The organism is Afipia broomeae ATCC 49717 (genome assembly GCF_000314675.2).
GTDB lineage: Bacteria > Pseudomonadota > Alphaproteobacteria > Rhizobiales > Xanthobacteraceae > Afipia > Afipia broomeae.
In genome coordinates this window covers 632592-656341 of record NZ_KB375282.1, presented here as the reverse complement: position 1 = coordinate 656341, position 23750 = coordinate 632592, and the positions used below count along the sequence as shown (strand labels likewise).

Below are 23750 nucleotides of genomic sequence, written 5' to 3'. Positions count from 1 at the left end.
AAGTGCGTATCGTAAAAATACGTAACTCGGCTGCGTGTGTCACAGCGATGCAGCAACGGATGGCCGGAAGATGAAGGTCCAGGAAATTGACTGCAGTCAACGCCGCGAAGGCGCGCCAATTGTAGCGTTGCAGTTGCAAACGCCCCATCCTCTCGACGCGTGAGGCAAGAAATGTCATCTGTTCTCGCTGCCGGGACCGCTGCGCCGGATTTCACGTTGCGGGTCACCCCCGATCAAAACCTCACGCTTTCGAACCTTCGAGGAAGGCCCGTAATACTGGCCTTCTACCCGGCCGACTGGAGCCCGGTTTGTGGCGACCAGGTGACGCTGTACAACGAGATCCTTCCGGAGTTCCACAAGCACAAGGCCGAGTTGCTGGGTATCTCGGTCGACGGCGCCTGGTGCCATGCCGCCTTTGCCCGCGACCGCCGCCTGCACTTTCCCTTGCTGGCCGATTTTGAACCCAAAGGTGACGTGGCGCGCAAATACGGCGCCTATCGTGCCCAGGAAGGAGTCTGCGAACGCGCGCTGTTCGTGCTCGATCGGCAGGGGATCATTGCGTGGAGTTATTGCTCTCCGATCGCTGTCAATCCCGGCGCCGATGGCATTCTCGACGCCCTTGAAAAACTCACAGATCAGGACACTGGCCATGGCAACCTTGAAAACGCCCATCACGACAAGTGATCATGTTCGCGGACAAGAATCGGCGCCGATCACGTTTGTGGAATACGGCGACTATGAATGCCCGCATTGCGCGCTGGCCCATCCAACCGTCGACCGGGTGCAGCTACATTTCGGCAGGCGCATGCGATTCGTGTTCCGCCACTTCCCATTGACCGAAATTCATCCGCACGCCGGGATAGCCGCCGAAAGCGCTGAATTCGCAGGCGCCATGGGGCCATTCTGGGATATGCACGACGCCTTATTTGCGAACCAGAGCAGTTTGAGCCTGCCAACGATCTTCGTAATCGCCGAACAACTCGGACTGTCCGAAATAGCACTGCGGGACGCTCTGGAAACGGGGCAATACAGAAACAAGGTGCGCAGCGATTTCATGGGTGGACTCCGCAGCGGCGTGAACGGTACGCCGACCTTCTTCATCAATGGCGTGCGGCATGACGGCGGTTACGATTATGCCTCCCTGGTGGCAGGAATCCAGATGCGCCTCGCCGCTGACACGAGCGCATAGCGGCCGCAGGCGCGATTGGTGACGATTTGTGATTCAAAAAGTCTTTCATGGAATTGATGATGATCAGTGCCGGATCAAGGCTTCCGGAATATTCCTGTAACCCTGCTCAAAAGCTCAGGAGAGAGCCATGGTTGCCTTCGCAGGATTTCAGACGCTGTGCCAATCGCATGCTGACGCGTCTCCGTTGCCGCAGAGCCCGAGGCGTATCGCGCGACGCAATTCAGGCCGGATAATCTGGACCGCGCTTGCGGTCGTCCTTGCCGCCGGTCCGGCATTGCCGCAGGCAGGAGTGCAATTCATCAAGGTCGATCTTTCGATCGTGGCGAAGGGCTATCGGATGAGCAAGCTGATCGGCACCACCGTGATCAACGACAAGAACGAAAAGATCGGCACCCTCGACGATGTGGTCGCGGACAAGGACAAGAAAGAGCTTAGTTTCGCGGTGCTCCAGGTCGGCGGCTTCCTTGGGCTCGGCCGGCATCTTGTCGTCGTACCGTATGACAGCCTTGTCATCGATGAGGCCGGCCAGAAGATCACCCTGCCCGGCGCGTCCAAGGACGAACTGAAGAAGCTCTCGGCATTCAACTATCCGGCGTGATCGCTACCGGTGCTCGGAAATACATCCATGCGCGCGTCACCAGACGATACCTTGGACCGGATGCGCACCCGCGAAGTGACGGGCGTCTTCCACGCACGGAAGGCGCTCGTCGCCGCCGCTGAGGAACTGCTTGTTGCGGGATTCGATCGCGCCGACATCGATGTCAGCGCTCCTGCCGACGAACTGCAACAGCGCTTGAACTACGCGTCGATTCCGGCAGTTGACATCGCCGATATCCCGATCGCGCCGAGGCGGCCTTTCATCGGCGGCGATGATATGGCCGTCACGATGGCCGTCGTCGGCAGCATTTCCGGGTGCGCTACTGCGGTGGCAACAGGGTACTTTCTCGTGATGAAAGATGTGAGGCCCCTCGTCATCGGAATTCTGTCAATGCTGTGCGGGCTTGTTGTGGCCGGCATCTCGGTGCTCGTGGTACGGCGCCGATTCGACCAGGAGCGGAGGCGAGGCTTGGATAAGTTGTCCGAATGGGACGGCATACTGATCTGGATACGGGTCAACTCGCCGGAGAAGGAAGCGCTGGCTCAGGAGATCCTGGTGCGGCATGGCGGCGATGCCGTCCGCGTCCATGAAATCGAGTTGGTGCGACGAACGGACGATCTTCCGCTCCATTCGCTACGCCCGGATCCATGGCTCGGTGACGAACGGCTGGGACAGCCCTAGCGCGACCTGCATCCAGGATGCCGTCGCTGGCGGGTCCAGCGCGAACCTTATCGCCTGCCGAGAGCTCGGCGACATCCGCGGCTCCCCGGCGACTGAGGTTTATGCGGGCCGCGATAAGCCCGGTCAGCACCATGGGTGTCCATAGCACCTCAGGCCGGCGGTCAACCGCGATAAAGTTGGGGCGGAAGTTGACCATCGTCATGGCTGCGCGCGCGATCACTCATAGGATCGATCACGATCGGTAACGTCATCGCACCGAGCGCACAAATCGCACACCAGGAGTCGAGCATGAAATCCGATAGTGAAATCGAGAGCGATGTCCGTGAAGAGTTGAAATGGCATCCCGAACTCGATGCTGAAGACATCGCCGTTTCCGTCAAGAACGGCGTCGTTACGCTGGCGGGCTTCACCCACAGCTATAGCGACCGGCTGGAGGCCGAACTCGCCGTGAAGCGCGTCGCCGGCGTTCACGCGGTCGCCAATGATATCGAGGTCCGTCTACCAGCGATCGATCAGCGCCCCGATCCGGACATCGCGAGGGATGCGGTTGCCGCTCTGAAATCGGAACTGCCGATTTCGCACGACAAGATCAAGATCATTGTGAAAGACGGCTGGATCACTCTGGAGGGGGCGGCGGAGTGGCAATATCAGAAGACCGCTGCCGAGACCGCCCTGCGAAAGGTGAAAGGCGTCAAGGGCGTGACCAACGTCATTACGGTCAAGCCCAAGGTCGAACCCACCGATATCCAGCGCAAGATCCAGGAAGCGTTCAAGCGCAACGCCGAGGTGGACGCCAATCGAATCACTGTCGAAGCTAACGGCGGCAAGGTGATCCTGAAGGGTACCGTTCGCTCTTGGATCGAACGCGAGGAAGCAGAGCGCGTCGCGTGGTCGGCGCCGGGCATTACCCACGTCGAAGATCGGATCGTAGTCAGTCCGTAGCACGGCAAGCCGCAGCGTTCGGGAGAGATAGTCTCATCCAAGACAAAGGAGAATCCCATGAGGTTACGATCGCTGGTTCCGTTCCATGAAGGCGGCGCGCTAATGCGGCCGGACTTTGGATTGTTCGGCCTGCACCGGGAGATTGACCGCTTATTCAGCGAATTCGCGCAAGGCATCAGCCCGGGCGGCGTACAGTCCATCATCCCCAGCATCGAGATAACCGAAGGAACATGATCATGGCGAAAGCAATTGGCATCGACCTCGGAACCACCAACTCTTGCGTTGCCGTGATGGAAGGAAGCAAGGCCAGGGTCATTGAAAATGCCGAGGGCGCCCGCACAACGCCATCGATGGTCGCCTTCACCGACGATGGCGAAGTGCTGGTCGGGCAGCCGTCCAAGCGCCAGAGCATCACCAATCCGGAAAACACGATCTACGCCATCAAGCGGCTGATCGGACGGCGCTATGACGACCCGATCACCGAAAAAGACAAGGCGATGGTACCGTACCACATCGTGTCCGGCGACAATGGTGACGCCTGGGTCGAGGTCAAGGGCAAGAAATACAGCCCAAGTCAGATCAGCGCCTTTATCCTCACCAAGATGAAGGAGACCGCAGAAGCCAATCTCGGCAGCAAGGTGACGCAGGCCGTGATCACCGTGCCGGCCTATTTCAACGACGCACAGCGCCAGGCGACGAAGGATGCCGGCCGCATCGCCGGACTTGAAGTGCTGCGCATCATCAACGAGCCGACTGCGGCCGCCCTCGCCTACGGGTTGGACAAGAAAGGCAGCGGCAAGATCGCGGTCTACGATCTGGGCGGCGGTACCTTCGACGTCTCCATCCTCGAGATCGGCGACGGTGTGTTCGAGGTCAAGGCGACCAACGGCGACACCTTCCTCGGCGGCGAGGATTTCGACAAGCGGATCATGGATTATCTGGCCGACGAATTTCGCAAGGAACAAGGCATCGACCTGCGCAAGGACCGCTTGGCGCTGCAGCGGCTCAAGGACGCCGCCGAAAAGGCCAAGATCGAACTTTCCAGCGCCACCCAGACCGACGTCAATCTGCCGTTTATTACAGCAGATCAGAACGGCCCGAAGCACCTCAACATCAAGCTGTCGCGCGCGAAGCTGGAAGCACTGGTCGACGACCTGATCCAGCGGACGATCGAACCGTGCAAGGCTGCGCTGAAGGACGCTGGCTTGCAAGCGTCGGATATCAGCGAGGTCGTGCTGGTCGGCGGGCAAACCCGCATGCCGAAGGTCCAGGAGACCGTGCAGAAGCTGTTCGGGCGCGAGCCGCACAAGGGCGTCAACCCCGATGAAGTTGTGGCCATCGGCGCTGCGATCCAGGCCGGTGTGCTGCAAGGCGATGTCAAGGACGTGCTGCTGCTCGACGTCACCCCGCTGTCGCTCGGCCTTGAGACGCTCGGCGGCGTCATGACCAAATTGATCGAGCGCAACACCACCATCCCGACCAGGAAGAGCCAGGTGTTCTCGACGGCAGAAGATAACCAGACCGCAGTCACCATCCGGGTCTTCCAGGGCGAACGGGAGATGGCGGCCGACAACAAGCTGCTTGGCCAGTTCGATCTGGTCGGGATCCCGCCGGCGCCGCGCGGCATACCGCAAATCGAAGTCACGTTCGATATCGATGCCAATGGAATCGTCAACGTGTCGGCCAAGGACAGGGCAAGCGGCAAGGAGCAGAGTATCCGGATCCAGGCGTCCGGGGGGCTGACCGAGGCTGACATCCAGAAGATGGTCAAGGAGGCCGAAGCCCACGCCGACGAGGACAAGCGCCGTAAGGAGCTGGTCGAGGCGCGCAACCAGACCGATGCGGCGATCTACAGCGCCGAAAAGGCGCTAAATGAATCGGAGTCGAAGATTCCCGCCGACCTCAAGAAGCAGGTCGAGCAGGCGATCGCCGACGCCAAGCAGAGCCTGACGGCGGACAATCCCCAAACCATCCGTCAGGCGGCGGAACGCCTGCAGCAAGCGGCGTCAAAGATCGGCGAAGCCCTTAGCCAAGCAGCCTCGCAGGGATCCGGCGGCGCAGGCGGGCAAGCGAGCGGCAGCAGCAGCTCTTCCGGCGACGACGTCGTCGACGCCGAATTCGAAGAGGTAGATCCACGCGACCGCAGGGCCTCCTGAGCCCCCTGAGACTTCAAGTTGCTCGACGCGGTGAGACGCGGGAGAACGGCATGACGACGAATACAATGGATAAGGACGCCGGCGCGTCAGTCGCCGGCGAAGCCCAACACAACGACACCGCGTCCGAAATCGCGTCGTTGCGCGAGCGGTTGATGCGGGCGCTGGCCGAGACCGAAAATACCAGGCGGCAAGGCGAACGGCGCGCGCAGGACGCCGGGCAATACGCAATCACGAACTTTGCCCGCGAGTTGCTGCAGGTTGTCGACAACCTCCGCCGCGCCATCGAGGCCGGCGCGGCGGACCGGGAGGGGAGCGGAATCGACGGGCTGATCGAGGGCGTTACCGCCACCGACCGCATCCTGACTCAGATTCTCAATCGTTTCGGCGTCGAGGAAATCAAGGCCCTCCACCAACCGTTCGATCCCAAGAAGCACGAAGCGGTGATGGCGACGGATGAAACAGACCAGCCGCCCGGCGGCGTGGCCCAGGTTTTGGAGACGGGCTACATGCTTCACGACCGTCTGCTGCGGCCGGCGCGTGTGGTGGTGGCCAAGCCCCGGCAACCATCGTCGCAAGCGGAACAACCATGACGCTGCATTCGCTCGCGATGACAAAGGCGCAGACAGGAGTGGGCATTGGCCGCAGATCCCTACATAACGCTTGGCGTGAAAAAGGACGCTAAGTCAGACGACATTCAGAAGGCCTATCGTCGCCTGGCGAAGAAGCTGCACCCCGATTTGAACCCCGGGAACAAGACAGCGGAAGATAAGTTCAAGGAAGTTTCGGCCGCCTATGATCTGCTGAGCGATCCGGAAAAACGCGCGCGCTTTGACCGCGGCGAAATTGACGCTTCGGGAACGGAACGGCCTCACCAGCAATATTATCGCGATTTCGCCGATCAAGGTGGTTGGTCGGCCTACACCAACAACGCCGGCTTTTCCGATTTCGGCGATTATGCCGGCGCCGACGATATTCTCTCCAAAATCTTCGGCCGCGGCGACCGCGCAGGCCGCCCCCGGCGCGGCCAGGACGTGCACTACCATCTCGATCTTGAGTTCCTGGATGCCATCAATGGTGGCAAGCAATCTCTCGTGCTGCCCGATGGCTCCGCGCTTGACGTCAGCATCCCGCCGGGCACGCGGAACGGTCAGGTTCTGCGTTTGAAGGGCAAAGGTCGCTCGGGAGTGGGAGACGGCGCGCCCGGCGACGCACTGATCGAGATCAGCGTGCTGCCGCATCCCTATTTCACCCGCAAGGGAGACGACATCTATCTGGATTTGCCGATCTCCCTGAAGGAGGCGGTGCTGGGCGCCAAAATCAAGGTGCCGACCGCGAGCGGGATGGTCACGGCGGCAGTGCCGAAATGGTCGAATAGCGGGCGGATTCTCCGGCTGAAGGGCCGCGGCGTGCCGCGCGCCGACGGCAGCAAAGGCGATCAATACGTCACACTGAAGCTGGTCCTTCCGCAAAAGCCAGATTCCGAGCTCGAGAAGTTCGTCACGCAGTGGCAGCCGGTCGCGGAGAGTCCACGGCAATCGATGGGAGTGTGACCGTGGAAACCCAGGAATTCATCACCCGATCGCATCTTGATGCCGCGACATTGAACGTCTGGATTGATGAGGAATGGCTAATACCTCTCGCCGGCGGCATCGCTCCTCAATTCTCTGAAGCCGATCTCGCGCGGGCCCGGCTGATCCGGGATCTCAAGCTGGATCTTGGCGTCAACGACGAAGGCATAGCGATCATTCTGCATCTTCTCGACCAACTCCACGGGCTGCGTTCCCTGTTGAGAGATATCCACGCGACCGAAACCGGCCTGTCCAAGGACTGGGGCTACCGATAGCGCGGGAATACGGTGCGTTATTCGATGAAACGCACTGTCGCCGCTGCGACGCCGGCGGTCACTGGCAGGAACGGCAGCGACAGGACCACGACCGCGACCACCGAGTTCGACTATCAACTGCTCAAGGATCATTCCTGCTTCGCGATGGCTTGGCCTTGTCAGACGTCAACGCCCGGCGGGCCCGTCAGTGAGCATGCAGCGCGCGTTCGCTGCGAACCTGATCGGCGGTATAGGCCTTGGCCGACGGATCGAACGCGTGCCATCCGGATTTGCGGTAGAGATCGCAGCGCTCCCCAAGCTTCACCGCGGATTGGTTCATCATGGCTTCTATTCGCGGCACGTCGGTCGGCGATACTCGAGCGGCAACCAAAGTTCCGCCGCGACGCACGCCCTCGACAAACACATGTGCATCTTCCTCGCTGATGCCGGCATTAGTCAGCGCACCAAGCAGCCCGCCAGTTGCGCCGCCGATCGCCATGCTGCCCAACAGCGCCGCAAGCCATCCTGCGCCGACGACCGCGCCGACGCCCGGAAGCACCAGCATGGTGACAAGGCTGGCGGCGGTCGCCGCTGTCGCGCCAATCGCGACCCCGACCGCTGCGCCCTCGAATTTGCCGATGGCCGCAGTATCTTCGCTCGTACCCTGCTTCCGCAGAGTCACCATGTTGGCGGCATGCCCGGTCCGGTACCAGCTGTCGGAATTATTCGAGACGACGCTGGTTTCGGTAGGCGCTATGCCTGCGGCCTGGAGCCCGATAACAACACTGTTCGCGTCGGTATATGAATCGTAGAGACGACAGATAGTGATCAACATGATGCGTTCTCATGGAGTTAGCCGGGACCGGAGCAGCAAATTGAAATGTTGATTTTCTTCCTCGTCCGGTTCCATTACCTTGACGGGTATCAAGGCCACGTCGAAGATTTCGCCGTGATGTCAGGACAGTCTTTTGCCAATCACGGCGGGCGATTGTCTGCGCATCGCGCAAGGAGGTTACGAATTCGCTGACTCCAGCCGGATCATGAGGATATGATTCGCATGCCCACTCTTGTTTCAATGCTCCAGGATGCCGCGGCTTCGCCGGAGGCGTGGCCCGATGCGCTCAAGGCGCTAATGGAGGCGGCCGACGTCGCAGGCGCCGCCCTCATTATTTCGAACAAGAACACGGGCACCGTGGAAGATGCCTGTTTTGTCGGCCTGAGCGCCGAATTCAAATCCGATTATATCAAGCACTACGCCGCCCTCGACCCATACTCGCCGTTGCTCGATGGAAGCTGGAAAAAGCTCTCCGAATGCTTTTCGGATCCTGTCTTGCGCAGAAGCGAATGGTACAACGATTTTGTACTGGCATGCGGCGTGCGCGACATTCTTGGCGCGCGGCTTGTCGAGACGCCCGACTATCACGTCATCTTCGGTATTCATCAGCAGATCGGCCGGAGCTTTTCCGCGAGGCTCGATTCCCTCATCGAGTTGGTGACGGATCCCTTGCGGCGAGCAGCCGAGCGCAATGTCGAGCTTTTGCGGCCGACAATTGATGCACGCCAACAATCCGTCACCGAGCCTCTGCCCGATAGCAGCCGGTTTTATTTCCATGTCGACAATGGCATGCGGTATGCGGACGAAACAGGATCTCTCCATTCAACGCCGGATCAAGCCGCGGCACATGCGCTTGCGATCGCCCAGGAACTGGCGCAAGACGGCAGCTGGCATGGATCATGGGTTGTCGTGACGGACGCCCGCGGACGCCTGATTGCGCGCGTGCGAATTGGCCGATGACGCCTGTTGTGCACTGGATGGCGCGATCCATAACCGGGACGGCAGCTTCAAAAGCTGGTCTGGAGACAGTCTATCATTTGCTGGAAAACTGATGGGTCCGACCGACGCAAACGATTTGCACGGCCGCCAGCCATCCTTCCCACATCGTCGGATCGATCGGCGCTCCATCGGCCCATTTCAAGCCCGCCATAATAAGAGCGATCTCCTCGTCCGCCTTGCCAAGCCGCCGCAAAGCCATTTCGAGAAAGATTCGCATCGCGTCGTAGCCCTCAATCAGGGTGATGGAGTCGATCGCGTTCATTTTGGTCACATCTTCGCTCACACCTGCCCGCGCAAACGAACCTTACGAGTGTCGCCTATTAGGGAAATTCTAATCCTGCTCCGCATTGACGGCAGTCAATTGAAGCGGGGCGCTTTGCTCCTACTATTTTCACGTGGACGGACCAAGAAAGCCGCCGATGTCCTCCGCTGCAGGAGCGAACATGAACGAGACAACGACGATTTCGCGGACAGCCCGTGCCGCTCAGGCGACGGACACGGACGTGCTGTTCGCGCCGTACCGACTCGGCCCCTACACCCTGCGGCATCGCATCGTCATGGCGCCGCTGACGCGCTCGCGGGCACGCCAGCCGGGCAACGTGCCGAGCTCACTTGCCGCCTGCTACTACGCGCAGCGCGCATCTGCAGCATTGATCGTGAGCGAAGCGACGCAGGTTTCGATGCAGGGCCAGGGTTACGCCTGGACGCCGGGCATCCACAGCCGTGAGCAGGTCGAAGCATGGCAGCGGATCATCCAAGCGGTGCATCAGGCCGACGGATTGATCTTCAATCAGCTTTGGCATGTCGGGCGCATTTCGCACCCGGCCCTGCAGCCCGACAATATGCTCCCGGTCGCCCCCTCCGCCATCATTCCGGAGGGCAAAGCCTTCATCGAGAACGAGCGCGGCGAAGGCGAGCTCGTGCCGTTCGTACGGCCGCGTGCGCTCAACATTGAAGAGATGCCCTACATCGTGGCGCAATATGAACGGGCGGCGATAAACGCCCGGGCCGCCGATTTCGACGGCGTCGAGATCCACGCCGCCAACGGCTATCTGCTCGATCAGTTCATCGAGACCGGCACCAACCGGCGCACCGACACCTATGGCGGTTCGGTCGAGAACCGCACGCGATTATTATTCGAGGTCGCCGAGGCCTTGATACGCATCTGGGGGCCGGATCGCATCGGCGTGCGGTTGTCGCCGATGGGCAAGATGAACGACATCCACGACGACCAACCGGAAACGACCTTTGGCTATATCGCCGAGCGTCTCAGCGACTACCACTTTGCCTATCTTCATATCGTCAACCCCGCGATAGAGCAGATGCAAAGCGGAAAAGAGCCAGATCCGCGGGCACTCCGCATGGTCGAGACGATCCGGAAGAAATTCAAGGGAACCCTGATAGTCGCGGGCGGCTTCGAGGCCGACACGGCGGCGCGGTGGATTCGCGAGGGAAAGGCGGACCTGATCGCTTTCGGCCGCAAGTTCATCGCCAATCCCGATCTGCCCGAGCGCTTGCGCATCGGCTCGCCATTCAATGCCGACGATCCGACGACATATTACGGCGGCGGCGAGAAGGGATACACAGACTATCCGTCTCTGGCACAGGATCGCGGCGAACAACCGAAGGCCTGTGTCGATCAGCGCTGGCGATGAGCCGCGACAGCGGCAGCTCGCGCCAGTGCACCCTCAAACGGCGCTCACTATACAGGGATTGGAAAGGAGCCGGATCATGGCAAAAGACACCCTTAAAGGACTCAATGTGGCCATTCTGGTCACCGACGGTTTCGAGCAGGTCGAACTCACCGGGCCACGTCAAGCTCTGGACGAAGCCGGCGCCACGACCAGGATCGTATCGCCCAAACATCGACGCGTACGGGCGTGGAATTTCACGGACTGGAGCATGGAGTTGCCGGTCGACGTGGAGCTCGGTCAGGCCAAGCCGGAAGATTTCGACGCGCTGCTGTTGCCGGGCGGCGTCATCAATCCGGACTCGCTCCGCATTCAGCCAGATGCGGTTGCTTTCGTGAAGGCATTCTTCGATGCCGGTAAACCGGTTGCAGCGATCTGCCATGGTCCCTGGACCGTGATCGAGACCGGCTCGGCGCGCGGCCGACGCATGACTTCATGGCCCTCTCTCAAAACCGATCTCAAGAACGCCGGCGCGGACTGGGTGGACCAGGAAGCGGTCGTGGACAAGGGCTTGGTCACGAGCCGCAGCCCCGATGATATCCCGGCATTCAACCGGGAAACGATCAAGCTGTTCAGCGAAGCACGGGGGCGACGTCATGCGGCGTAATGTCGGCGCGGGTTGGAACCATTTCATAAGTGCTTTTGGCCGGGAAACGCTTGAGGATGGCGAGCAGGACGATGTGCTGGAGAGGGCATCTCCAGCACAGCAAATATCCGCTCACCCCCGCTCTGCAAAGCTCGCGAAGACCAAAAGACGGACAGCCTCGGCGAACTGATGCACGCCCAACCGATCCATCATACGTGCGCGGTGAACCTCGACCGTGCGCACACTGATGCCAAGCTCGAAGGCAATGACCTTGTTGGGCTGCCCGGCCACGAGCGCCTCAAGAACCTGCCGCTCGCGTGGACTGAGCGTATCGATCAGCGCCGCCGCCGCAGCAATTTCATCGGTCCGGCCCTTCGCCGCGCCGGTCTTCAGCGCGGACTCAATCGCCGCTATCAAGGTGTCGTCGCTGTAGGGCTTTTCAATGAAGTCCACAGCTCCCGCCTTCATCGCACGGACTGCGGTCTGCACGTCGCCTTGAGCCGTCACCACAATGACCGGCAAGTCCGGGTTTATCAGCCGAAGGCGAGCATGAACCTCAAAGCCGTCCATCTCCGGCATACGAAGATCCAGCAGGGCGCAGCCCCCGGGTAAGCTGCCCGCGACGTCGAGGAATCCTTTTGGCGTTGCATACGACGCCACCTGGAAACCTACCGCATCCAGCAGCCGCTCCAACGATCGGCGGATCGCCGGGTCGTCGTCAATAACGTAAATGATCCGTTCGGCAGCCATCGATAGACTCATCGTTCCAGCGGGAGGGGCAGCGTAACGCGAAAGATTGTTCCACCGCCGCTATTGGGTTCATACCCCAGCTTTCCGCGATGGGCCTCGACGATCGTGCGGCAGATCGAAAGGCCGAGTCCCATGCCACCGATTTTTGTCGTGTGGAATGGTTCGAAGAGGTGTTCGACAATATCGTCCGGCAGGCCCGAGCCACGATCCGCTATAGCGATCTCAATCGACTCGTCATCAAGACGCGCCGTGGCCACTTCCAACTCGCGCCACTCACTCTGCGCCATCGCCTCGTACGCATTGCGTATCAGGTTAAGCATGACCTGCTGCAGTTGAATTCGGTTTGCCAAGACCCCCTCGGCACCCGGATCGAAGCTCAGCCGGACCTGCACGCCGTGCGCTCCGGCTCCCGCCGAGGCAAGATCGCTTGCTTCACGGATCAGGTCAGGCAGGTTTTCGATCCGCATTTCCGTCTCGCCACGTGTAACAAACTCTCGCAGCCGCCGAATGATCTCGCCGGCGCGGAGCGCCTGATCGGCGGCTTCGCCAAGGACATCGCGTGTAGCGACGACTCTGTCGTGCGCGCCGTTTACCATCATCCGGCGCGCAGCGTTGACCGAATTGGTGAACGCGGTCAGCGGTTGGTTCAATTCATGCGCCAACGCGCCGGCCATCTGACCCGCTGCGCTCAGCCGCGCCGCATGAAGGAGCTCGAATTGTAGCTGCTGCGCGCGGACATCCGCGCGCTCCCGCTCCTCAGCTTCGCGCGTCAGTCGCTCGAGCGCTTCCGCCAATTCCGATGTCCGTTCCGCCACCCGCTGCTCCAACGACTCGTTGAGGCCTCGAAGATCACCCTCGAGCTTTTTCTGATGCCTCAGATCGCGGCCGACGGTCGCCATGTTCGTAGGACGGCCCGTGCGCGGGTCGTCGATGCGGAACCAATCCACCAAAAAGGGGATGATTTCTCCAGTTTTGAAGTGGCGGAGGTTGAGCTCGCCGAGCCAGCGTCCGGTTCCCATCACCATCGGAAGCAACTCGCGATGCGCCCGAGCTCGCTCATCGGGAGCCATGAGATCGAAGATGTTACGCTGCTGCACTTCCTCAGTGCCGGAAAGCCCGAGGAGGTCGAAGGCCGCCTTATTGAGATATTGCGGTGTGCCGTCTAGATCGGCGAAACCAATGAACTCGGACGACCGCTCGATTACGGTCGTCAGACGCCGTTGCTCCGCCTCCGCGCGCCAGCGTTGGATAGCGAGCGTTGCGTGGTTCGCCGCAATTCCGAGAAGGAGCCGGTGCCTCTCGCTCGGAAATTGCGGATTAACGGAACCTGCGACGATCAAGTCGTCGCCGCCAAAGCCCATCGGCGCCGCCGCGATCCGTAACGTTCCCTTCCCGAGTGGGTTGTCGATCGCGGATATCTGCTCGCGCCTTCCGCGCCACGCACCGCGGAGGATGCGTTCAATGTGACCGGACGATCCGACGGATACCGCTTGGCTCGTGCGCATCACGTCGGCCGCAGGTTCGTCGCGCAGCCCCGGCACAGACACGTAAATGACGTCGGCATTGAGCATCGAAAGCAATGCGGCCGCCGCGCTGTCGGCGATCTGCCGCGAATTGTAGTCTTTCCAGATGGCCGGCAGCGTCGAAAGCGCAACGAGATCGCGGATGCAGCGCCTGAGCTCCTGCGGCTGGGAAAGCTCATCGACCCAAGGCATGTCGCCTGATCCAATCCACAACGCAAATCGGAACTTCGGCGACTGTCACTAAGCCGAAGCAAAACGGCAGAAATTCACCTTTGGATTGTCGGCTGGCGATGGACCATCCGCGGTCGCGATGCTTTATGGGTTCGCACCGGCCAGAGTTGCATCCGCGTCTTGGACGGACCATACACCATCCAAGCCAATTGCCTAGTGTTGGTCCGGCGCCGCGGAGGATATCAGGCACCGGACACGTTGCTGGTTGGAGATATCACGACCTTACATTGAGCACTTCGCTTGAGTCCCGTTTCAGCCGCGAACATGCCAAAGTGCATTGTGTCGGTTTAAACGTCAGGATCATCGACTGGTCGCCATCTGCGTGGCGGTCGATGTGAAAGCCGAACCGAGTTCGCCGCCAATTTGTCCAGCGCCGAAGCCCGTCGGCCTGGTCAGGAAATTTCACACCTGACCCGATCGACGCGAGCTGGTCGAGCCTGAATCCGGATTGCCTGGCGATCTCGAGCGGACATCGCGGATGTATTCTGACGGCGAGGACCAACTCGGGCAGCCTTTGACGACCGCTTCTCCACCGCGGTCTGGACACCTTCGGCTTCTTCTTCCCATGCCATGGTTTCGACGTGGCCATGGAAAGAATAGTGCGGAATCAACACCTTCGTCGGTTTGGCTCCTTGCGGAAGGCACAGCACAGCCAAGGTCGCGCAACCGCGGATTGACTATTGCCAGATTTCGCTGGCTGGCATGACGAAAATGGCAATTACGCAAAATTGCTTAATCCGCCTGGCAGTGATCCTCCATTACATTTCCGGCATCGCGCGGCCGCGGCAATGTTCGCGCGTCACGGCCGCAGAGGCAAGCCAATGGCCAAACTCACGGAGCCGCTCGAGGCGGCAACTGAGCAACAAATCGACGCCGTCCTCAAGCGGCTGAGCAATTCCAACGATGTCGGTGCGGACCTGCTGCGGGTCCTCGACATAGCGATCGGCATAACGGGCGCCGACATGGGCACGCTCCAGCGCTTCGACGAGAGAGCCGACTGCCTGACAATTGTTGCCAGCCGCGGATTATCGAGCGAAGCCCTTTCCTTTTTTGGCGCCGTACGCCGCGACACTAACACCACATGCGCTGCAGCGCTGACGCTGCGCATGCGCGTGTTTGTCGAGAACGTGTCGACGAGCTACCTGTTTGTGGGCACGCGCGAGCTCGATATGCTGCGTGCCGGCGGCATTTCTGCCGTACAATCGACGCCGCTTATCAGCAGCAACGGCCGCCTCTGGGGCGTGCTCTCAACACACTTTCGCGAACCGCAGATAGAGAGCGAGTTCGATCCTGCTCAGCTGGATCGGTTCGCCCTCCAGGTCGCGGACGGCCTGGAGCAACGAGAGGGTCCGGTGCCGAGCCAGCACTTTCACGGCAAGCAGATCGCAGAGGACTCTCAACCGCGAGGCTGACATGAATTCAACTGCCGAGCCCATTCCTTTTGGACGATCCATGCTGCGCGAGCACCGGCATGTCTGCGCGTTCTTCAGTTCGGCAGTGGAGGAATACGACGCGTTGCTGCCGTTCATTTGCGACGGGATCAACTGCGGCCAGCGCGCGTATCATGTACTCCCTTCTCAGCACCGGGAGGATCACCTCAATTGGTTGCGCAACGCCGGCGTCGACGTGGAGAAGACGATGAAAAGCCGCCAGCTCGAAGTCGCGCTGCCGGAGGACACCTACCTCAAGACCGGACGCTTCGACAAGGACGCCATGCTCGTCCTGATCCGGGATGCCTTGAAGGCCGGCGCCGGGCTCGGCTTCCCGTTGACGCGGATGATCGCGCACGCCGAGATGGCCGTGGACGACTGGAAGAGCGGCATCGAATGGGCCGAATACGAGATGCGACTCAATAGCGTACTGCCGAATTACGACGACCCGGTGATTTGCACCTTCGACGTCAATCTGCTGACGGCGCCGCATGCCGTCGATATTTTGCGAACGCATCCTATGGTCATCATCGGCGGCGTCTTGATCGAGAACTCGTTCTTCACGAGCCCGCAGGACTTTATCCGCGAGGTGCGGTCGCGAACCGGACCAAGCCAATCTTATCGGGCATAGCCGGACGAAGCCGTCAAAACCATGTTTGTCGCAGACCTGCCGGCGCTTCTTGACCATCGTCAATGACAAAAGGGCTCGCCGGATCAACTCTCTTTGCATTCCTGGCGGCACAAGGAGGCGATGATGATCAAGAACGTGATGGGACGCCTGGACGGCCCGCGGGCCGACAATACGCGCCTCGTCACCACCAGACCGGATTGCGGAATATTTCGACAGCTATGCTAAAAATCAACAAACCTCGTTCTCAAGACGTTGCGGGCGAGGATCTGCGGGGTTTCGTCCGCGTGCGTGGAGCACGCGAACACAATTTGAAGAGTATCGATCTCGCCATTCCCCGCGACGCCTTGGTGGTGTTTACGGGCGTGTCCGGCTCGGGCAAATCGTCGCTGGCGTTCGGCACGCTCTATGCGGAGGCGCAGCGGCGGTATCTCGAATCCGTCTCGCCCTATGCGCGGCGGTTGTTTCATCAGATGGCGGTTCCCGAGGTTGACGAAATCGACGGCCTGCCGCCGGCCGTGGCGTTGCAGCAGCAGCGCGGGGCGCCCACCACGCGCTCTTCCGTCGGCAGCGTCACGACGCTTTCCAACCTGCTTCGAATGCTGTACTCGCGCGCCGGCGACTATCCAAGGCACCAGGCGCATCTCGATGCCGAGGCCTTTTCGCCCAACACGCCGGCGGGAGCCTGTCCCCGATGCCATGGACTCGGTCGGGTCTACGAGGTGACCGAACGCTCGATGGTGCCGGATGATTCCAAAAGCATTCGCGAACGCGCGATTGCAGCCTGGCCGCCCGCCTGGCATGGCGGCAACCTGCGCGACATGCTGATTACGCTCGGCTACGACGTCGATCGTCCGTGGCGCGAATTGCCGAAAAAAGCCCGCGACTGGATCTTGTACACCGACGAGCAACCGGTGGTCCCGGTTTACATCGGGTATGACGCAAATGAGGTGCAAAAGGCGATCAGACGCAAGGAGGAGCCCAGTTACCGCGGCAATTTCTCCAGCGCCAGGAGATATGTGCTGAACACCTTTGCCACCACAGAAAGCGCCTCGATCAAGAAGCGGGTATCGCGCTACATGGTGAGTACCGAATGCCCACTCTGCCACGGCAAGCGGCTTGGCCGCGAAGCGCTGTCGGTCAAGTTTGCTGGCTTCGATATCGCCGACATCTCCAGAATTCCGCTGGCCAGGCTCGCCGACCTCTTGCGTCCCCATGCGGAGGCCACTGCTCCTACCCTCACCAGGCTTAAGGCGCAGCATCCGGAAAAGGCGCTGGTGGTGCAGAGAATCGCCGACGACCTCGGCGGCCGGCTCACGGTTCTGATTGACCTAGGGCTAGGTTATCTTTCCCTGGAGCGGAGTACTCCGACGCTTTCTCCGGGCGAACTGCAGCGCCTGCGACTGGCAACCCAGGTGCGTTCCAATCTGTTTGGCGTCGTCTACGTGCTCGACGAACCCTCCGCCGGACTTCATCCCGCGGACACCGAGGCGCTGTTGGCGGCGCTCGACCGATTGAAAGCCTCTGGCAATTCGCTGTTCGTGGTCGAACATGAGATCGATGTGATCCGGCATGCGGATTGGGTTGTCGACGTCGGGCCAGGCGCCGGCGAACTCGGTGGCCACGTGCTCTACAGCGGTCCGCTGCAAGGGTTTGAACAGGTAGAGCAATCGCAAACCCGCCGCTACCTGTTCGGCGACTACACCGTACCAAACCGAACCCCGCGCTCGCCCAAGGGCTGGTTGCGGCTGCGTGGCGTCAGTCGCAACAATCTCCATGAGCTCGATGTCGATTTTCCGTTGGGAGTATTCGCCACCGTGACTGGCGTTTCCGGCTCGGGCAAGTCGAGTCTGGTGAGCCAGGTTCTGGTGGAATTGGTTGCAAAACAGCTCGGCCATCCCACCCCCTCCATCGACGATGAAGGCGACGAACTCGAGCGGACGGTCGTGACCACACTCGGCGGCCGCATCGCGAGCGGAATGGAGGGCGTCAAGCGATTGGTGGTCGTCGACCAGAAGGCGATCGGACGCACACCGCGGTCCAACCTGGCAACGTACACAGGGCTCTTCGATTACGTTCGCAGGATCTTCGCGGCCACCAAGTCGGCGCGCGCCCGTCACTACGACGCCGGACGCTTTTCCTTCAATGTTGCCAAAGGCCGTTGCGAGACCTGCGAGGGCGAAGGCTTTGTTTGCGTCGAATTGCTATTCCTGCCCAGTGTATATGCTCCGTGCCCAAGCTGTCATGGCGCTCGCTACAACGCCAAAACCCTTGAAGTAAAATACCGCGACAAGAATATCGCCGACGTACTGGGAATGACGGTCGACGCCGCCTTCGCGTTCTTTGCGGAAGAGGCGCAGGTGCGCCGGTCCCTCGATGCGCTGCGGCAAGTTGGCCTCGGCTATCTGCGGCTTGGCCAGCCGGCAACGGAGCTTTCCGGCGGCGAGGCCCAGCGCATCAAGCTTGCCACCGAACTGCAGCGGACGCAGCGCGGCCACACGCTCTACATCCTTGACGAACCCACCACCGGACTGCACCCGGCTGACGTCGAGAAGCTCATCGCGCAACTCGACGGGTTGGTCGAATCCGGCAATACCGTCATCGTGGTGGAGCATGACATGCGCGTCGCGGCCGGCAGCGACTGGGTCATGGATATTGGCCCTGGTGCAGGTAACGAAGGCGGTCATGTGGTGGGGTTTGGCACGCCCGCCGAGGTCGCTGGATTGTCCATCAGCCGCACCGCGCCATACCTGTCACGGTTCAGGGCCCGGCTGGCGATCGACGCGTCAGCGTCCTATCATCTCGCGTCACCTCAGTAAGATTTTTGAACGAAACATCGCCGGCACCAAAGCAGCAGACGTTTCCGTAAACTAAGAAAAGCCCAGCACTGGCGAGCTTCTCATCAAATCTCCCAAAACTTAAACCTGAAAATTGGATGGCTGGCGACCCAGTGGTAATCGCACCCGTCTCAGCTTGATTTCCCTGTTAACAGGGAATTTTACAGGGAAATCGGCGAATTAGACGCATTCAGGAATTAACGGAAGGCGAAAACCACGTCGAAAACCGCCTTCTTTTTAAAATTGACTAAAACAACTAACAGGGAAGTTATTTCCAAGAACAGCGAAATTCGGGAAAATTACAGGGAAGGTCATGCGATACCAGAGCTGCAGACCAGGCGGTCCGCCTCACATGCCAGAAACGCAGCAGGCGTTCGACGGCGTGAGCCGGTTCACCAGTTTGACAGCACAGGTATTCGAGCCGGAGATGCTTGGATTTCGGGCAACGGCCAACCAAGGATCGAGATGAAACGCAATCTGCATCTTGCCGCCATACTGCTTCTTGCAATGTGCGCTGTTCCGCTTCTCGCCGTCCCGGCTTCCGCTCGCGGCGGCGCAGCGGCGAACATCATGAGCTCACCAGGGTATCAGCGGGCGCTGGAGGAATCGCGCAAGCGGCAGGCTGAGCCATACGTGAAGAAGCCGGCGGTGTATCCGCGCAAGAAGTGGCGGCATCGCGGGCAGGGTCATTAATACCGGCCGATGCCAGAGCGTCACCAGGCCGCCGCGCGAAAAGTCCTGCAACGGCACGATCTTCTCGCGGTGGGCGACGTCATCCGGCCTGACGAAATTCACGGCATGGAATAGCCCATCCCGACGCCGCCGCCAAAGCGAATGCAGCTATCCGAGCCAGGCATTCGCACGAAGCCCGCGCCGAATTCGGAGCAAGACCGCGGGCCCGCTGCTTTTCGTGGCGCCGGTGCATGACTGCGCGTGTGCGTTTTGTTGATGCCGGGCCGCTTCTCCTGTGCCGCGGATGCAGAAGTCATCGTCGCGCAAATGGTGACAGCGAGCAGACAGGACATGGTTCGTAAAACATGGAACATTCTTGCATGGCCCTCAACGCGATCCCCCGACGCCGGCGTTGATGCCGCCACCGAGCCGCACGCAACTGCCTGTGCCTTCCACGCGCACATAGCCGGCACCGTATTCCGCACAGGACGTTGCCGGGCGAGGACGTGCAACCGACTTTAGCTTTGAATTGTCGAGACGCGGCTGTTGAGTCTTCAAGTCGAGCTGCTGGGCGAGCGCCGAGGGAGCCGTGACAGGAACAAGCAATACGCCTGCCGCGAGAAAACCCAAGATGAAGTGGCGGGCATGTCGCATTGTCGGGTCCCTTCCGTCGGAGGATAGTCTCTCGCGTTGACGGTTCGTCAAATCACGACCCCGCGCCCCAGCTTCGCGCGGTCTTTACGATCCAGTCTCTATATAATGTGAGCGGGGTCACGCCGGTGAGGCCGCCGCAGCCTGCGGCGTTGTTGGCGCCGGTCGACCAGCTCACCACGCCGGTGATGACGCTTCGGCCATCCTGATCCTCGAACGCGGGCGCGCCCGAATCTCCGGTGCAGGCACCCATGCCCGCGCTCCTGTTCTGGGTTTGCGGATCGACCAGGCGCACCTGCAACGTGCCCGGCTGGCCAGTCACGGCGAGCGGCGCGGCGCGCGGCGTGCCCACGCCGGAATCGCTGCCGGCGACTGTCGATCCGATGCCGACGACGGTGAAGCGCGAGACGAGCGTAAAGGGAATGCGCGGCACGCCGACAGGCGCAGCGGACTTGCCGGGCATCGGCGCGGACAAGCGCAGCAGCGCGACATCCGCCGTCGCCCGGTGCGCTGCAATGGATTGTGCATTGTATTGCGGATGCACCGCGACCTGCTGCGGTGCGATCAGCGTCGGCGGCTTCGATGAATAGTCGATCACGCGATTGGCCGGGCCGGGCGCGATGCAATGCGCGGCGGTCAGAATGATGTTCGGCGCAATCATCGTGCCGGTGCAGACGCCGCCGCCGGCTGCGACGACGGTGACGATAGATCGCGCAACATCGCTGCTCGGCGCGGAGCGGCTACCGGTTATCGCAAATGCTGCAGTTGCGCAAAGACAAAAAAGAAAAGACAGGAAAGTTTGCATTGCTCTGTCGAACGCATAACGCCTCGGCTGTCAACCTCAGAATGACCGCCGATCCCGCCCCCGCGGCTCATGAGGAAATGGTCCATCTGCCACTAGGTCAATAAAGACATCCTTCATTTCAATGATCAATCCTGGCCAGCGCATTTCCAGATAGGTTGCAGTCACAGGGTCGTACACAAATGGCGCAAAGAACCTCCACGAAACAACAAACGCCAGACTACGATCAAGGTCTGGAGGGAGCAAAGATTGAGGGCCTAGAATGTTTGGAATTGATTGAATTCCACGCGTATGTATAAATCTGTTAAATGTCTCATCTGCAACGACATCTCTTAGTTGCTCCAACAACCGGCCGATCCGACCGTGCTTGATAACTTCTCTTTGGTCACCTCCAAGCTTCTCCAGCACCCTGCGCTTACGAGTTTCCGCCCTTCTCTGATCTCGTAGGTCTACCATTGCGGCGCAACGGCTTTTGTGCGCGCACAGAGCTGATAAAGCGGCTCCAGATTATTCGTTCGGAACCTATCGAGCCTTGCCCCACTAGATGCGCTCGTCGTGATCCACGCTCCGTGCGGCAATAACATAAAGGGTAGAATGAAATAGTCCTCAACCCGCCCGCCTCGCCTCATGATCCTCGCGCCCACGACGATGTCGGGTTTCGTCCCAGATCTATAGCCAAACTGCCAGATACGCGGACCCGTGTTCTTTAGTCGGCTAATGAATATGCTGACTCTGAGCTCTGCGTTTACGATGACATGCTTGTTCCAAGGGAAGACCTCAACCGTTCCCCCTCGGCGGATTATCTCCGCTTTCATTTCGGAGATAATTTGCTTGCGGAGGTCTGCGTTGTATCCAAGGCTCTCCCGGTTCCTGAAGCAGATCAAGTGATACGCCTTAGACAAACTCCCGAAATAGGCCTGATATGTGTGGCAACTGGGCGCTATTTTTGATTCGTTAATTATCTCTGAGCTGAGATGTTCGCGCTGGCACCAAAGCGCCGTTAGGCAATCAAGCATCCAGTTCGTTGTCAGAGGTTGGGCCAGTTGCTCTAGCCGCTCAGACGCCTTCTTGAATCGATCCTTAGGTACAACGGCCTCGAACGCGTCCTCATAGCGAACCCAATCCTTCTTCGGATTTCGTTGCCATTTTTTACCGATTGGTTTCGACGTCACGCTATATACAGCAGTCCCGATGTATTTTTCATGCGACAGGACTGCGCGCACTGTATTGTAAGTCCACGGACCTCCTGATGCAGCAGGGATTCCCTCGGTCGTCAATTGTTCCGCGATTTTGCGTACGTCCAATTCCTGATCGAGAAACATTTCGTAGATGCGCTCGATCGTTGCTAACTCGTTTGGCGGACCTGGGATCAAAATAACATGGTCGGATTGAATGTTTTTCCATTGACCTCGGCGAAGCTCACCCTTGAGCGTCCGGTGTTCATCGACGAGCATGCGGCGAAGGCCGTAACCTGGAGGTGCCCCGAGATGAAAGCCTTTCACGGCCAAACGGATCTTCGCAGTTTGCACTTTGACGGACAGTTCTCGGCTATATTCTCCAGCCATCGCACGCTTGATGTTCTTCAAGAGTGCGGCGGTCAAACTGCCGTCATTTTCGAACTGTTCAGCGCAGTACTCGACGTTGACCCCTGCTTGCCTGCATAAGTATTCATAATGTGCGCTCTCATCGCTGTCCTGGAAGCGCCCCCAGCGGCTGACATCGTAGACAAGGACAGTCTTGTAGTCTGCTCTTCCAGAACACACATCGGACAGCAGAGCCTGGAGCCCTGCGCGGCCGTCAAGGCGTACTCCGCTTCGTCCGACATCCTCGTAGCTGCGCACAATCGTCAATCCTCTGCGTGCAGCATAAATCAGAATGGCATCGGACTGGTTTGCGATCGAATAGGATTGCATGTCAGTTGACATGCGGACGTACTGCGCAGCGCTATTTTCGGGTGAGAGCATGTGCGATCGAAGCAATAAAGAGTGAAAGCCCAGCCAAAAAGCTTGATAGAATTAAGCGCTACACTGCGGCGTAACTAACTCAACTGGAAACGATCGCGCATCCGAACGAAACCTGTGAACAGACATCCCCGTTGACATTCGTGATTTAGGAATATAAACCTATATTATGAATGGAGATTTGCTATGGATCCAGACCGTATAGACATCCGCTTTTGGCCGTTGCGGGTCATGGCGCGCGGGGAACGCGCCGTCGCGGCGTTGCGGTGGCCTCTTGCCTTCGCACTCGTGACCCTGGCGCTCACTCTGGCTGTCGCCGTGGCGTTGCGGCTGTGAGGCCTCGCATATCAGATGTTATGCACTGCGCGTGCGCATCGCTCCCTGCAGAGACGTGCATTCTTGATCGCGACGTATCGCAACTTATGCGCCCGGGCGTACTTAATTCCGTCGAGGATCAGCTAGTGAACGTCCTCGGCCCTGCCCCAGCGCAGCACCTTCACTCACTTGTTAGGCTCGAGATCTTTTTCGCGATCGAAGAAGTGCTGGATTTGCTCCGGCGTGATCTCGGAAGATTCTTTAAGTTTCGCACCTTGGTTTAGCGCCGTGTCAGCTTCGAGGATGGCACCGTGGTGATCTTTTCATCGCCGCCAGCTTCAGCAGCACGCTTATGAGCCGGGGCCTGCCGAGGCACCGATCGTGGCTATGATTTTCTAGAGGTGCAGCTCCGACGAACGAAATCGGCAGAAAGGTCCGCGCCCGGAAACGC

25 protein-coding genes are annotated in these 23750 nt (G+C 59.9%); 18 read left to right on the top strand and 7 right to left on the bottom strand.

Annotation, left to right across the window (positions count from 1 at the left end; genetic code table 11):
* Positions 1 to 171: 171 nt before the first annotated feature.
* From HMPREF9695_RS03160 to HMPREF9695_RS03120, 10 genes are all read left to right on the top strand, one after another.
* The gene (locus tag HMPREF9695_RS03160) at positions 172 to 684 is read left to right on the top strand and encodes a redoxin domain-containing protein (RefSeq protein ID WP_006019341.1); all 513 of its coding nucleotides are present in this window, start codon (positions 172 to 174) and stop codon (positions 682 to 684) included.
* Entirely contained in the window at positions 650 to 1189 is a 540-nt protein-coding gene (locus HMPREF9695_RS03155) for a DsbA family protein (RefSeq protein WP_006019340.1), read from the top strand. Before HMPREF9695_RS03160 ends, HMPREF9695_RS03155 begins: the two co-directional genes overlap by 35 nt.
* Positions 1190 to 1316: 127 nt before the next feature.
* Positions 1317 to 1787, top strand: a complete 471-nt coding sequence (locus tag HMPREF9695_RS03150; protein ID WP_006019339.1) for a PRC-barrel domain-containing protein — start codon at positions 1317 to 1319, stop codon at positions 1785 to 1787.
* Positions 1788 to 1814: 27 nt separating this feature from the next.
* Complete coding sequence (locus HMPREF9695_RS03145; RefSeq protein ID WP_006019338.1) at positions 1815 to 2468, top strand: hypothetical protein; 654 nt, start codon at positions 1815 to 1817, stop codon at positions 2466 to 2468.
* A 288-nt stretch (positions 2469 to 2756) separates the two neighbouring features.
* On the top strand, positions 2757 to 3410 hold the full coding sequence (locus HMPREF9695_RS03140; protein ID WP_006019337.1) for a BON domain-containing protein: 654 nt from the start codon (positions 2757 to 2759) through the stop codon (positions 3408 to 3410).
* Between the two features lie 57 nt (positions 3411 to 3467).
* On the top strand, positions 3468 to 3644 hold the full coding sequence (locus HMPREF9695_RS26265; RefSeq protein WP_006019336.1) for a hypothetical protein: 177 nt from the start codon (positions 3468 to 3470) through the stop codon (positions 3642 to 3644).
* A 2-nt stretch (positions 3645 to 3646) separates the two neighbouring features.
* Positions 3647 to 5566, top strand: coding sequence for a molecular chaperone DnaK (gene dnaK / locus HMPREF9695_RS03135; RefSeq protein WP_006019335.1), 1920 nt, complete (start codon positions 3647 to 3649; stop codon positions 5564 to 5566).
* A 50-nt stretch (positions 5567 to 5616) separates the two neighbouring features.
* Positions 5617 to 6156: a nucleotide exchange factor GrpE gene (locus tag HMPREF9695_RS03130; RefSeq protein ID WP_006019334.1), complete on the top strand. Its 540-nt coding sequence runs from the start codon at positions 5617 to 5619 to the stop codon at positions 6154 to 6156.
* A 45-nt stretch (positions 6157 to 6201) separates the two neighbouring features.
* The gene (locus tag HMPREF9695_RS03125; RefSeq protein ID WP_006019333.1) at positions 6202 to 7116 is read left to right on the top strand and encodes a DnaJ C-terminal domain-containing protein; all 915 of its coding nucleotides are present in this window, start codon (positions 6202 to 6204) and stop codon (positions 7114 to 7116) included.
* Between the two features lie 2 nt (positions 7117 to 7118).
* On the top strand, positions 7119 to 7409 hold the full coding sequence (locus HMPREF9695_RS03120; protein WP_006019332.1) for a chaperone modulator CbpM: 291 nt from the start codon (positions 7119 to 7121) through the stop codon (positions 7407 to 7409).
* A gap of 184 nt (positions 7410 to 7593) precedes the next feature.
* Here HMPREF9695_RS03120 and HMPREF9695_RS03115 read toward each other — a convergent pair whose 3' ends face one another.
* Positions 7594 to 8223, bottom strand: a complete 630-nt coding sequence (locus HMPREF9695_RS03115; RefSeq protein WP_006019331.1) for a hypothetical protein — start codon at positions 8221 to 8223, stop codon at positions 7594 to 7596.
* 297 nt (positions 8224 to 8520) lie between these two features.
* Here HMPREF9695_RS03115 and HMPREF9695_RS03110 point away from each other — a divergent pair, with 297 nt between their 5' ends.
* Positions 8521 to 9183, top strand: coding sequence for a DUF6894 family protein (locus HMPREF9695_RS03110; protein ID WP_157223901.1), 663 nt, complete (start codon positions 8521 to 8523; stop codon positions 9181 to 9183).
* Between the two features lie 73 nt (positions 9184 to 9256).
* Here the strand turns inward: HMPREF9695_RS03110 and HMPREF9695_RS03105 are convergent, their stop codons facing one another.
* On the bottom strand, positions 9257 to 9484 hold the full coding sequence (locus tag HMPREF9695_RS03105; protein WP_006019329.1) for a hypothetical protein: 228 nt from the start codon (positions 9482 to 9484) through the stop codon (positions 9257 to 9259).
* Between the two features lie 181 nt (positions 9485 to 9665).
* Between HMPREF9695_RS03105 and HMPREF9695_RS03100 the strand changes: the two genes are divergently transcribed.
* Positions 9666 to 10877 (top strand): alkene reductase, encoded by a 1212-nt coding sequence (locus tag HMPREF9695_RS03100; RefSeq protein WP_006019328.1) that lies wholly within the window; start codon positions 9666 to 9668, stop codon positions 10875 to 10877.
* Between the two features lie 76 nt (positions 10878 to 10953).
* Positions 10954 to 11520: a type 1 glutamine amidotransferase domain-containing protein gene (locus tag HMPREF9695_RS03095; RefSeq protein ID WP_006019327.1), complete on the top strand. Its 567-nt coding sequence runs from the start codon at positions 10954 to 10956 to the stop codon at positions 11518 to 11520.
* A gap of 111 nt (positions 11521 to 11631) precedes the next feature.
* On the opposite strand, the gene HMPREF9695_RS03090 is transcribed toward HMPREF9695_RS03095, so the two are convergent.
* Both HMPREF9695_RS03090 and HMPREF9695_RS25195 read right to left on the bottom strand, forming a co-directional pair.
* Positions 11632 to 12249, bottom strand: coding sequence for a response regulator transcription factor (locus HMPREF9695_RS03090; RefSeq protein WP_006019326.1), 618 nt, complete (start codon positions 12247 to 12249; stop codon positions 11632 to 11634).
* A gap of 8 nt (positions 12250 to 12257) precedes the next feature.
* On the bottom strand, positions 12258 to 13964 hold the full coding sequence (locus HMPREF9695_RS25195; RefSeq protein ID WP_006019325.1) for a PAS domain-containing sensor histidine kinase: 1707 nt from the start codon (positions 13962 to 13964) through the stop codon (positions 12258 to 12260).
* A gap of 860 nt (positions 13965 to 14824) precedes the next feature.
* On the opposite strand from HMPREF9695_RS25195, the gene HMPREF9695_RS03080 reads away from it, so the two are divergent.
* The 4 genes from HMPREF9695_RS03080 to HMPREF9695_RS03065 all read left to right on the top strand — a co-directional run bounded on the left by HMPREF9695_RS03080 (position 14825) and on the right by HMPREF9695_RS03065 (position 19591).
* Positions 14825 to 15415 carry a GAF domain-containing protein gene (locus HMPREF9695_RS03080; RefSeq protein WP_006019324.1) on the top strand — a complete coding sequence of 197 codons (591 nt, stop codon included), beginning with the start codon at positions 14825 to 14827 and terminating at the stop codon, positions 15413 to 15415.
* Positions 15416 to 15455: 40 nt separating this feature from the next.
* On the top strand, positions 15456 to 16064 hold the full coding sequence (locus HMPREF9695_RS03075; protein ID WP_051054951.1) for an MEDS domain-containing protein: 609 nt from the start codon (positions 15456 to 15458) through the stop codon (positions 16062 to 16064).
* A 218-nt stretch (positions 16065 to 16282) separates the two neighbouring features.
* Complete coding sequence (locus tag HMPREF9695_RS03070; RefSeq protein ID WP_006019322.1) at positions 16283 to 18880, top strand: excinuclease ABC subunit UvrA; 2598 nt, start codon at positions 16283 to 16285, stop codon at positions 18878 to 18880.
* 588 nt (positions 18881 to 19468) lie between these two features.
* Positions 19469 to 19591, top strand: coding sequence for a hypothetical protein (locus HMPREF9695_RS03065; protein WP_347335787.1), 123 nt, complete (start codon positions 19469 to 19471; stop codon positions 19589 to 19591).
* A gap of 366 nt (positions 19592 to 19957) precedes the next feature.
* Here the strand turns inward: HMPREF9695_RS03065 and HMPREF9695_RS03060 are convergent, their stop codons facing one another.
* The 3 genes from HMPREF9695_RS03060 to HMPREF9695_RS03050 all read right to left on the bottom strand — a co-directional run bounded on the left by HMPREF9695_RS03060 (position 19958) and on the right by HMPREF9695_RS03050 (position 22987).
* Positions 19958 to 20224 carry a hypothetical protein gene (locus HMPREF9695_RS03060; RefSeq protein WP_006019320.1) on the bottom strand — a complete coding sequence of 89 codons (267 nt, stop codon included), beginning with the start codon at positions 20222 to 20224 and terminating at the stop codon, positions 19958 to 19960.
* Between the two features lie 52 nt (positions 20225 to 20276).
* Positions 20277 to 21026 carry a S1 family peptidase gene (locus HMPREF9695_RS03055; RefSeq protein WP_006019319.1) on the bottom strand — a complete coding sequence of 250 codons (750 nt, stop codon included), beginning with the start codon at positions 21024 to 21026 and terminating at the stop codon, positions 20277 to 20279.
* Between the two features lie 446 nt (positions 21027 to 21472).
* Complete coding sequence (locus HMPREF9695_RS03050) at positions 21473 to 22987, bottom strand: recombinase family protein (protein ID WP_006019318.1); 1515 nt, start codon at positions 22985 to 22987, stop codon at positions 21473 to 21475.
* A 183-nt stretch (positions 22988 to 23170) separates the two neighbouring features.
* Between HMPREF9695_RS03050 and HMPREF9695_RS26260 the strand changes: the two genes are divergently transcribed.
* Complete coding sequence (locus HMPREF9695_RS26260; protein WP_006019317.1) at positions 23171 to 23320, top strand: hypothetical protein; 150 nt, start codon at positions 23171 to 23173, stop codon at positions 23318 to 23320.
* The last annotated feature ends 430 nt before the right edge of the window (positions 23321 to 23750 follow it).